Below are 10,778 nucleotides of genomic sequence, written 5' to 3' on the forward strand. Positions count from 1 at the left end.
AATTCTTATCAGCCTCCATCAGGGTATCTTTCTATTACCCGGTCAGCATCTGGAGGTTCCGCGCGTGACCTCCGGCGGCAGCAGGCGCAGGGAGTGCCCGGCGTCGGCAAAAAAGCCGACGCGGTCGCCGACCGGAGCGGTGTGCCGCTCAGGTACCCGCTTGCCTGTCCACAGTAGAGTCTCCCCCACCCGGAGGGAAAACCGGAACGGTTTTCCCGGCTCTAAGTATTCGGCACCGGCACCTTGCCGGTCGGGTTCCAAGGGCGAAGCGCCTTGGTCGCTCCAATAGGAGCGAAATCCCCGCTCTATCGGACGACGACAAAGCCGTATTTCACGGTCAGGGCGGGACGCTGCCCGTGTTCCCACGGACGCTTGCACTCGCCGATCACGTAGGCGAAACCCGGTGCAACGGCGCGAACCATCACCTCTTTGACGCCGGGGGCGCCGACCAACTGATTGTCCTCCTCCGGCATGATAAGGCGTTCGCCCACCAGTTCTACGGCGGAACCGGTCTGCTTCCTGTCTTTGTCGACCCGGAAAAACCAGGTATAACCGGTCGTCGGATTCGCTTTCAGCGAGATTTTCACATATTCGCCGACCCGGACCTGCACGGTCTGGTTGCTTTCACTGGCGCCGAGCGTCCTCGACGCCTCCGGCAACTGCTTCCACTCCTGTTCGCCGGTAGCGCATCCGGCCAGAGTCGCCATCACCGCGGCGATGCCGCAAATCAACCATTTATTCATATTGTTCTCCCTGTCTGCGTTTGCAGTAATATGAACCGCTTCCGCCGTTTTTTCAAGTCCGATTCCCCAAAGCCTCTCAGATTCCGGAAAGCATTCCCTCTTCGAGTTTCTGTTCCGGCTTCGGCAACAGCAGCCGGTCGCCGCGGGCCAGCTTCGAGGAGTAAATCATCGCCGTGTCGTCACTCCGGTTCAGCAGCAGTACCGGACGGCGGCGCACCTGCCCGGCGTCACTGATCCACACGAAATATCCGCCGGTTTCCAAATCGCGCCTGACCGCTGAACCGGGCACGATGAAACGATGCCCGCCATAGCCGGCCGACAGCACGATCTTCACCTTTTCACCGATCTGGAAGCGATGCCGCTTCTTCCGGTAAACCACGGTGTCTCCCGGTTTTACGGAATCCGGCACATCACCGGCCAGCACATCATGCTGGCGCAGGGCGCCTCCGCCTTTGATTCCCTCCAGCAGCACATTCCCATACTGGACGAGCATATCCAGCGGAGAGACCCGCACCTTCTCCAGCGTGGTGATATTCGGAATCGATCGGTTCGGGTCCGTTCCGCCCGCCCCCGCCAGCCGCCACACATACGCGCCGCCGTCGTCGTACCGGATTACGCTGCTTTCGATCCAGAAAGGGGCCAATTTCGCCTTTTCCGGCAGGATATGAACCACGCTCAACTGGTCGATCACCGGCAACGGCCTGCCGTCCGGCCCGATCACATCATCCGTCTCAAGCGGGTTGGCGGCGAAACACTCGATCTTGCCGGAAACCGGGCTGGTCCCCTGAAACCACGCCGGAACCGGCTCCGTCTGCCCCCGGGGATAAACCAGCACCCGGGTCATCTGGTTGAACAGCGGCAACGCCTCATCCGGCAGATGAATTTCGATCTTGATCGGATTGACCATGCTGATCTTCAGCACCGGGTCCCCGACATCGGCCGCGCCGCCTTCCGAACGGTAGATCTCCTCGACCACCGCATTGAACGGCGCCCGGATGAAACAGGCGTCCAGCACCTGCCGCGCCCGTTCCAGGTCCAGCCCCGCCTTCTCCTTGTCGATCAGGGCGGTGTTGTACAGCATCAGGGTCTCTTCATATTGCCGGGCGCTGACGGCGCTTTTTTCGGCCAGGTTCCGGTCGCGCCGAAAATTTTCCTCACGCTCTTTCAGCACCACTTCGGCCCGCTTGCGCATCACTTCGGCGATCTTCACATCGCTGGTCGGGATGTCCGTATCCTGACGCGCCAGCAGATCGCCCTGCCGCACCACCTCCCCTTCCCGATTCAGCACTTCGCTGAATACATACTTTCCCACCGGGGCGACGTAGGTCAGCCGCCCCTTCCCCTCGAATGAAATCACCACGCTGCGCGCATGGCAGACGACGCCCTCCATTTCGAGTTTCAGGGTGTCCACCGGCTCCAGCGCCATCGATCCGGCGACCGGCTCCACCGTCTTCGGCTTGACGGCCGATTCCGCCGCCATCCCTCCGGCACACAACAGCACGGCCGCACCGGCTGCAAAAACTCCGGGATATCTGCTCATACCTCTCCTCCTGCTCCTGAATTGCTCCTGAAAACAATATAGCATCTTGCCGCAGCAGGTCAAATCGGAAAAGCGCAAAATCATTGCATCCGGTTGCGTGCGTAAGTATAAAGGCACATCGCGGCCAACATCACCACCGCCATCAGGAACCGCCGGATCCACGCCTTGCGCCCCACGCGCGGCTCCAGCCGGTCGAAGCCATAATGCAACAGTACCGCGCCGAGCGCCACGGAAATAATGCCCCGGCTCGCCTGAATGATGTTGCCGAACACCACGCCGATCAACCCGAAACAGACGTAGATGAAGATCATCGCCCCGTACCACGCGACCGAAAACGGCACCGCGTCGATCAGCAGCCGCCGGTGATCGTTTTTCAGCGCCAGTACCGGGAGCGTACAGAATCCGAGCAGCGCGTAGGAGAGCGCCACGATGCCGAGAGATTCGAGCATCACCGACTTGCCCGGCATCATTTTGATCATCCCGGTTTCCACGATATCGCAGGCCGAATAGCTGACCAGAGTCAGGGCCAGCCAGGCCAATCCTTTCAGCGACAGCCGTCCCCCGGTCAGGTTCATCCCCATCGCGGCGACCGCGCTCAGCACCACCGCGATCCATTGCAGGAAGTTCAAATTGCGCTGCTCGACCGCAATGAAAATCACCGCCAGCACTACGATTTTGAGTCCGAAAAGCGACGACAGCCGCGAGGCTTCGATTTCCCGCAGCGCCTGAAAGAAGCTGAACTGCCCGATGACGAATGCGAAAAACCACCCCGCCATCAATCCCCAGAACGCCCCGCTCCACGGAAAACGCACCACCGGCAGAATCAACGGCAGCGTCAGAATCCCCAGCGCCCCCATCGCCAGCTGCGAATAAAACAGCAGGTTCAACCTGCTTTTGTGCTTGAGCATAAAAGCCCGCGACAACGCATAGGAACCCGACTGGAACAACGCGGAAAGCACTCCCGCAACAATACCGAAAATCATACAGGAACCGTTGTTGAACAAACAGACTCGATCATATTATAAATATCATTTAATATATCATCGTTTTTCTCCGCCGTCCAGTGCCGGAACAAAAAAGCGGCCCGGAAATTCCGGGCCGCATACAAAAGAGGGTTACAGCAGCCGGGCCGCGATGGCCGCCAGCTCGCTGCGTTCGCTGCGCGCCAGCGTCACATGGCCGAAAAGGTTCTGCCCCTTCAAACGTTCGACCGTGTAGCTGAGGCCGTTGCTGGAAGCGTCCAGATAGGGATTGTCGATCTGATGCGGGTCGCCGGTCAGCACCATCTTGGTATCCTCGCCGCAGCGGCTGATGATGGTTTTGACCTCGTGCGGCGTCAGGTTCTGCGCCTCGTCGACGATCACGTACTGGCGCGGAATGCTCCGCCCCCGGATGTAGGTCAGCGCCTCCAGCTCCAGTTTCTTGGAGTTGATCAGCCCCTCCGCGGAGTGTCGGGACGAGCTTTTCGCTTTCCGTTCCGCCTCGCCCCCCAGCAGGAAATCGAGGTTGTCGAAGATCGGCTGCATCCAGCTGGCCAGCTTGGAGCCTTTGTCGCCCGGCAGATAGCCGATGTCGTTGCCCAGCGGGATGATCGGGCGCGACACCAGAATCCGGTCGTACAGCGTTTCGTTGATCACCTGCTGCATCGCCGCGGCCAGCGCCAGCAGCGTCTTGCCGGTGCCGGCGCCGCCGACCAGCGTGACCAGCCGGACTTCCGGGTCGAGCAGCAGATCCAGCGCCATGCGCTGCTCCTTGTTGCGGGGAGAGACGTTCCAGACGGTATCGGTCCGGTTGTGGTCCAGCAGCGTCAGCATCGCATTCGCCCGGCAGCGCGCCAGCGCGCTCTGCTTTTTCCCGCCGTTGTCGGCGTGAAGCACCGCAAATTCATTCGGCAACAGCTCGAAAGGGGCCGCCGGGAGTTCATGTTCGCGGTAGAGCTGATCCAGCTTCGCATGAGTAGTCTCCGCTTCGCGGAACCCGGTGTAGAGCGACGAGGAGTTCACCTTGCCGCGTTCAAAATCCATCACCCGCAGCCCCAGCGCATCCGCCTTGAGCCGGAGATTGATGTCCTTGCTGATGAAGACGACGATCTTCCCCTGCTGATGCAGGCCGTATGCGACCCGCAGAATCCGGTTGTCCGGGGAATCCAGCTGCAGTTCGCTGCCGAAAACCGAATTGACCTCGCGGGTCGACTGTTCGTCCTCCACTTCCGCCGCCGTCAGCACGAACAGCCGGCCGGCCAGCGCCGGATTGATGCTCTTGAGCGGCACTCCTTTTTTCAGCCGGCCGGTTTTGGGCAGCTCCAACTGCCGCAGCCGGTCGAGGTGGCGGATCACCTGCCGGGCGTTGCGTCCGAGTTCGTCGGAGTTCTTCTTGAACTTGTCCAGCTCCTCCACCACGGCCATCGGAATGACCACGTCATTGTCCTGAAACGACTCGATGCTCTGCGCGCTGTGCAGCAGCACATTGGTATCGAGCACAAATGTCTTAATCGCCATCTGCCGCCTCCGTCAAAGTAAAAAGGGGGAAATACGGAAATGCCCGCACTCCCCCGGATCAAAATTCAATTGCTTTCCACGGACTTCACCGCAATTACGGCATTCCGTAGGAGTTGACGGTCGCGCCCGCCGGCAGGCCTGCCGGCCGCACGCCGGTGCCGGACGCCTGAATGGAACGCTCCGAGAAGAACGGCAGCAGCATCGACTGGCTGGAGCTCTGCACCTGCACGTTCAACAGCCGGGTCGCCCCTTTCGCCTTCACTTCGCGGGTCAGCAGGCTCACCACATTCTCCGTGGTCAGCGTATTCTGGAAGATGGACGCCTTGCCGTCACCGGCAGCGCTGCCGACCAGCGTGGGCAACCCGAGGAAATAATACCCGGTCATCACCACATGGGTCTGGCAGACCGGACGCTCCGAGGAGGTGTTGCACACATTGACCGCATTGAATTTCTGGGTGGACTCCACCGTGGTGCAGCCGCTCATCAGCACAACACCCGCAACAGCGGCCGCGAACAACGAAACCAAACTTTTCTTCATATTTTCCTGTCCCTGTTTACTTGTTGTATTTCAGGGCCTTCGCCCCGATGTCACGACGGCAGAAGCCGCCTTCGAACCGAATTTTGTCGACCGCCCCATACGCCTTTTCAATCGCTTCGGCGATGCTTTTGCCGCGGGCGGAAACCCCCAGCACCCGGCCGCCCGCATTCACGATCGCGCCATCCTTGAACGCGGTCCCGGCATGGAACACCACCGCGCCGGTCGCGGCCGCATCCTCAAGCCCCGAAATCGGGAAGCCCTTCTGATATTTCCCGGGATAGCCGCCGGAGGCGAGCACCACCGAAACCGCCGGGTCTTCCGACCAGACCAGTTTCGCGTCGGCCAGTCTGCCTTCGGCGGTCTTCTTCAGCACGTCGAACCAGTCGCCGTCGAAACGCCGCATCACCGGCTGAATTTCCGGATCGCCGAACCGGACATTGAATTCCAACACCTTCGGCTGCCCGTCGCAGACCATCACACCGACGAAAATCACGCCGTGGAAATCGAGCTTTTCCGCGCGGATGCCCGCGAGGAAGGGTTTCAGGATCTCCGCGTCGATCTTCTTCCAGACCTCATCCGACACCACCGGAGCGGGCGAATACGCCCCCATTCCGCCGGTGTTCGGCCCCATGTCGTTGTCGAACACGCGCTTGTGATCCTGCGAGGAAACCAGCGGCACGATCGTATTGCCGTCGGTCAGGGCAAGAATCGAAGCCTCTTCCCCGACCAGGCACTCCTCGATCAGCACTTTTGCGCCGGCGGCGCCGAACATGCCGTCGAAACAGCCGTGCAGAAACTCCAGCGCGTCAGCCTCTTTGTCGGCGACCAGCACACCCTTGCCAGCCGCGAGGCCGTCAGCCTTGATCACGATCCCCTTCGCGCCGGCCGCGAACTCCCCGCGGATGTAATCGGCGGCGGGAGCCTCAGCGGTGAACGTGGCGGCTTTCGCGGTCGGAATGCCGTATTTGACCATGAACGCCTTGGCGAAATCCTTGCTGCCTTCGAGCTGCGCGGCGCGTTTGTCCGGGCCGAACACCAGCAGTCCATGCCTGCGGAACACATCGACGATCCCGTCGCAGAGCGGCGCTTCCGGCCCGACCACCGTCAGGCCGATGCCGTTGGAGGCGGCGAATTCCGCGAGTTTCTCCAGTTCATCCACCTGAATCGCGACGCACTCCGCATCGGCGGCGATACCGGCGTTGCCGGGCGCGCAATAAACCTTTTCCACTTCGGGGCTTCGTTTCAACTGCCAGACCAGCGCGTGTTCGCGCCCGCCCGAACCGACGACCAGAACCTTCATCCGTAATCTCCATCGAATTGTGCGGCAAATCCGTCAAAAACCGCTTGATTTATTCCTGTATGCACATTACTATAACAATAGCTCAAATTTCGGAAAGTTAAAGTAAATTCCATGGAAAATCGCGACGATTTTTTGAAACTCGACGATTCCGCCCTTTCCGCCTGCTGTGAACTGGAATTCTTCAAGGGTTCAGGGAACGGCGGGCAGAAGCGGAACAAGACCTCCAGCGCGGTCCGCGTACACCTGAAAGCCTTTGATCTGTCGGCTTCCGACTGCACCGAACGCAGCCAGCACCGCAACCGCGCCAATGCACTGGCGAAGCTGCGCCACTCGCTCGCGCTGACGGTCCGGGAAACTCCGGCGGAACCGCCGGAACGCATGGAGTGCGCGCTGAACCACCCCTCTTACCCGCTCTTTCTCGCGCATCTGCTCGACGTGGCGGCGGAACAGGGCTGGGAGCTGAAACCGGCCGCCGCTCGGCTCGGCGTGACGCCGACCGCGCTGGTCAAGCTCTTCGCCCGCGATCCGGCGCTGTGGACTCACGTGAACGCGGCGCGGACCGCCGCCGGACTGCCCGCGCTGCGGCGGCCGTGACAAATGTCCGCCCCATACAATGGCGGAAACGGAACACATACCTCCGGCTCCACCGGTTTTCCCGCAATTCGGCGAACTTCCACCTGCTCTCCGCCGGATTCGCGATCAGGCGCAATAGCAGTCTTTTTTCCATATTCATCGTTGTATTTTTATGCTCAAGTCTGCCAAAGAGCGTCGAAGAACCGGTTTCATTTCCCGGCGCCGACACCTTTGACCAGCAACGGAGCGATCATCACGCCGAACCTCCGTACCCGATAGTCGCGCGTGAAACGGTCGCCTTCGGTACGCCACGCCTCCGGTCCGATCCACGGAATCTGCCATGAAAGATGGAGTGCGCCGAAACTGTTGACGCGGCTGCCGTAGACGGTGATTGCCAGCGTATGCTCTCCGGCGGCAAGCGTTCCGAGTTCGCACTGGAACGGGGCGAATGCCACCGATTGTTCTTCGCCGCCGTCGACCGATACTCCGATCACCGTCGCCCGGAAACCGGCAAAGTCACACTCACGCGCCACATCGTTGTTGCGGAGTCCCTCCGCCAACCGGGTGCCGCGCGAAGGAAAGCGCAGAGCCGTCGCGCCGGCTTCCGCCAGCGTGAACTTGCAGTGATAGGTCAGGTTTCCGGAATAAAACGGCAACCCCTGCGGGGTGACGTCTCCCCAGTGCAGGGTACGCACCGGCGCAGTGAGCCGCATCCGGTCGCCGCCGAGTTCCACTCCGAAATCGCCGAGCAGATAGATTCGTTCGATATCGGTATCAAGACGGTAATCGCGGCGCAGAATCAAGGTGTGGATTCCCGCCGCCAATTCGGGCAGCGCGGTTTTCCGCACCGAGCGGTCAGTCCAGAATCCGGCGTCCGCAAAGGTCAGCGGTCGCCCGTCAAGCTCCAGTTCGGTGTTTTCAGGCTGTTCCAGCGCGAGCATTGCGCCGGTTACCGGGACTGCACATTCGATCCGGTAACGCAGTTCCAGACGGCCGTACGTCTTGCCGTCCGGCGGGTTGACCCACGGCTGGACGATATGGCCGCTCTTCGGCCGCAGGCCGAATCTGGCCCGGGCAAGATTATCGAGCCGCAGGATCTCCTCCGTCGGCTCCCAGCTGCCGCCATCAGTGCGCCATTGCGCCTGATCGAGCACCAGTACATTCGGTTCGTCCAGCGTGACCGGCAGTGCGAAACCGTTCAGACGGCCGAGAATCCGCGCCTCCACCTCCGCATCGGCATAAGGGGGCCGCGGCAACTCTCCGCCGATGCTCGCCCCCGCCGGAGTCAGGCGCAGCAGCAAGTGGCCATGCGCATAGAAATCGTATTCCAATACCGTCCAGCCGTGTTCATGAGCGGCGGCCAGCGGCTTCTGTTCGCCGGTGACGGTATCCAGGAACTCCAGCTGCCAGCCGCCGCGAATGCGCACCCGCCCGGTGAACGTCTCGCCGAGGCGTTCGGTGTTGACCAGAAAAAGGAAACGTTCGTTTCCGGCATCGCGCAACTGATAAAGCAGTGAGGAAGCAGGGAAACCGTCATCGCTGCGCACAACTTCGACATCGCGGCGCTGCCGGAGCGCTTCGAGCAACGCCGCTTCCGAGAAATCGGTCCGGCGGCAACGGGCGGCCAGCCGGGCGGCGCGATCGCTGAGCGCCGCGTCGCAGCAGACGGGAATCCGGCCGGCGAAGATCAGGTCGCCTCCAGCGTCGGCAAACGCCTCGAGCCGGTCGAGCGTCGTGCCGCGCAGCGTGATCGCCGGAGGGACGACGACGGTTTCATAACTCATCTGTCCGACCTTGAAAGCGGCGCCGGATTCCATGAGGCTCTGCGTCGGCAGCAGCGACTCCGCGATGAAGTCGAAATCGATCAGCCCGTGAAGCACCCAGCTGCACAGCGAACTGAAATCCTGCTCGGCCTGACGGCGGGCTCCGGCGGTCTGATCCTGCGGTCCGTAGACCAGCCAATAGGATTCGACCGGATGAATCACTCCGACGCGGCAGAGGGCGCGGCCGCGGCTCATTGCGGTGTTGACACGCGCGAAGTGATCGGCGATTACCGGATACTTCCGCCACCACGGCGATTGGTCGCTGATGGAGGCGGGATAGTCGCGCTTTGCCTCGCCGGCCATCGACAGCCATGCCAGATGGGGAACCCGGACAGTGACTCCGAGCGCGGCCTGCCAGTCGCCGTGGCCCTTGTGACCGGCAAAGCTGAAATCCCAGTCGGTCACCCCGTCCAGTTCGGAGAGGACCCCGCCGCAGCCGTATTGACGGGAGGCGCTGGCCGCCTGCTTGACGGTGGAAAGTTCGACCCAGTCGCAGAGCATATCAATCCCGGGCAGCTGGAATGATCGGTAACTGCGCATCACGTCGCCGAGGACGGCGGTCTGCGACTCCAGCCTCGGTTCCTCCAGCAGGTGTCCGGAGAAACGGATGCCGTGGCGTTCGCACCAGCTGCCGACGGTATCGGCAAACGCCGAAGCAAACCGCTCCGCAATGTGATCGTGATACCGGTAGCGGGCGATCGACCAGGCGCCGTCGGCCCGCTCCCAGACCAGTTCCGGCAGGGTGTCGAAGAATTCGGCGCCGTATTCACGGCGGTAGGTTTCGGGCAGGTCATCGGTATAGGGGAGCAGGATATCGCGCCGTTCGGCGGCAAACCGCAGCACGGTTTTATGGGTAAAGTGCGGTTCATCGGTAAAGATCGCGGGGATCGATTTGCCGAACTCGTCGCCGACCGCCTTGAAATAAGCCTCATAGGTCAGCTCGACAAACCGGCGGATCGCGCGCGGATTGAGGGTGTCGACGTAAGCCTGGTCATTGAACCAGGGATTGCGTGACTCGACGATCAAATAAGCGTAGAGCAGTTCGAAGCCGGGCACGGCGGAATCCCCGTCGGCAAGCAGCCGGTAATCCGCCAGCCGGTGTTCCTGATCGAAACGGATCGCATAGACGGCGAGAAGCTTCCCGGAATCATCGTTGGCCGGGTCGGGCACTTCGGTCCGGCGAGTGGAAGTCAGGAGCAAGTGACGGGCGCGGAACGCCGGATCGCGGGTGACAAGCCCACCGGCGGCGCCGGAAGGGAAACGGTCCTCATCGTAAAGCCAGGCGAGCATTGATCCGGCTTTGGCGTCGCCGACGCATTGCCGGACCAGCTTCATGAATTCGGTGCCGAGGTACGGAGTCCCCAGGCCGGTGCGGGCGTGCATATGAAATCCGCCCATGCCCATCTGGTGAAAGATTCCGATCTGACGATGAAGCTCCTCACCGTCGAGGCGGCTGTTCCAGCCCCAGAAAGGGGTGTCGCGATAGAGCGCTCCGGGATTGGCGAAGAGTTGGGAAAATGGAATTTTCTGATCGTCAGAGTATAGGCTTTTCATCATACCTCTCATACATGGCTGTTGTTTTCGTAACCGTCTTTTTTATCGGCATTCTTAATGAAAAAAAACGGGATTGGACATGGTTTGTCCTTTCCCGGGAACTGTGCGCCGCGCTCAGCGGGTCAGCAGATAGACCATCACCCCGCCGGGCCGCGAAGCGGTATCCGCCGTGAAGCGGAGCTTGCCGTTTCCATAAGCCGACGGGACGG

8 protein-coding genes are annotated in these 10,778 nt (G+C 61.3%); 1 reads left to right on the forward strand and 7 read right to left on the reverse strand.

The features are described from left to right. Positions 1-305: 305 nt before the first annotated feature. From C8D82_RS20150 to purD, 6 genes are all read right to left on the reverse strand, one after another. Positions 306-743 (reverse strand): protease inhibitor I42 family protein, encoded by a 438-nt coding sequence (locus tag C8D82_RS20150; RefSeq protein WP_116886093.1) that lies wholly within the window; start codon positions 741-743, stop codon positions 306-308. Between the two features lie 76 nt (positions 744-819). Beyond that, positions 820-2,283, reverse strand: coding sequence for an efflux RND transporter periplasmic adaptor subunit (locus tag C8D82_RS20155; RefSeq protein WP_116886094.1), 1,464 nt, complete (start codon positions 2,281-2,283; stop codon positions 820-822). Positions 2,284-2,363: 80 nt separating this feature from the next. Continuing rightward, entirely contained in the window at positions 2,364-3,266 is a 903-nt protein-coding gene (locus tag C8D82_RS20160; protein WP_133245317.1) for an EamA family transporter, read from the reverse strand. A gap of 132 nt (positions 3,267-3,398) precedes the next feature. Further along, positions 3,399-4,781 carry a PhoH family protein gene (locus C8D82_RS20165; protein WP_116886096.1) on the reverse strand — a complete coding sequence of 461 codons (1,383 nt, stop codon included), beginning with the start codon at positions 4,779-4,781 and terminating at the stop codon, positions 3,399-3,401. A gap of 94 nt (positions 4,782-4,875) precedes the next feature. Continuing rightward, positions 4,876-5,319 carry a hypothetical protein gene (locus C8D82_RS20170; protein ID WP_116886097.1) on the reverse strand — a complete coding sequence of 148 codons (444 nt, stop codon included), beginning with the start codon at positions 5,317-5,319 and terminating at the stop codon, positions 4,876-4,878. 16 nt (positions 5,320-5,335) lie between these two features. Next, on the reverse strand, positions 5,336-6,619 hold the full coding sequence (purD, locus tag C8D82_RS20175) for a phosphoribosylamine--glycine ligase (protein ID WP_116886098.1): 1,284 nt from the start codon (positions 6,617-6,619) through the stop codon (positions 5,336-5,338). Positions 6,620-6,730: 111 nt separating this feature from the next. Here purD and C8D82_RS20180 point away from each other — a divergent pair, with 111 nt between their 5' ends. Then, a complete protein-coding gene (locus C8D82_RS20180; protein ID WP_116886099.1) occupies positions 6,731-7,213 on the forward strand; it encodes a peptide chain release factor family protein in 483 nt (160 codons plus the stop codon). 188 nt (positions 7,214-7,401) lie between these two features. Here C8D82_RS20180 and C8D82_RS20185 read toward each other — a convergent pair whose 3' ends face one another. Then, a complete protein-coding gene (locus C8D82_RS20185; RefSeq protein WP_133245318.1) occupies positions 7,402-10,572 on the reverse strand; it encodes a glycosyl hydrolase family 2 protein in 3,171 nt (1,056 codons plus the stop codon). Between the last annotated feature and the right edge of the window lie 206 nt (positions 10,573-10,778).

This window comes from Victivallis vadensis, assembly GCF_003096415.1.
Taxonomy (GTDB): Bacteria; Verrucomicrobiota; Lentisphaeria; order Victivallales; family Victivallaceae; genus Victivallis; species Victivallis vadensis.

Bases quoted from the DNA above. Each gene is read 5' to 3' on its own strand.
- C8D82_RS20150 (WP_116886093.1), bottom strand. From the start codon at position 743: ATGAATAAATGGTTGATTTGCGGCATCGCCGCGGTGATGGCGACTCTG.
- C8D82_RS20155 (WP_116886094.1), bottom strand. From the start codon at position 2,283: ATGAGCAGATATCCCGGAGTTTTTGCAGCCGGTGCGGCCGTGCTGTTG.
- C8D82_RS20160 (WP_133245317.1), bottom strand. From the start codon at position 3,266: ATGATTTTCGGTATTGTTGCGGGAGTGCTTTCCGCGTTGTTCCAGTCG.
- C8D82_RS20165 (WP_116886096.1), bottom strand. From the start codon at position 4,781: ATGGCGATTAAGACATTTGTGCTCGATACCAATGTGCTGCTGCACAGC.
- C8D82_RS20170 (WP_116886097.1), bottom strand. From the start codon at position 5,319: ATGAAGAAAAGTTTGGTTTCGTTGTTCGCGGCCGCTGTTGCGGGTGTT.
- purD (WP_116886098.1), bottom strand. From the start codon at position 6,619: ATGAAGGTTCTGGTCGTCGGTTCGGGCGGGCGCGAACACGCGCTGGTC.
- C8D82_RS20180 (WP_116886099.1), top strand. From the start codon at position 6,731: ATGGAAAATCGCGACGATTTTTTGAAACTCGACGATTCCGCCCTTTCC.
- C8D82_RS20185 (WP_133245318.1), bottom strand. From the start codon at position 10,572: ATGATGAAAAGCCTATACTCTGACGATCAGAAAATTCCATTTTCCCAA.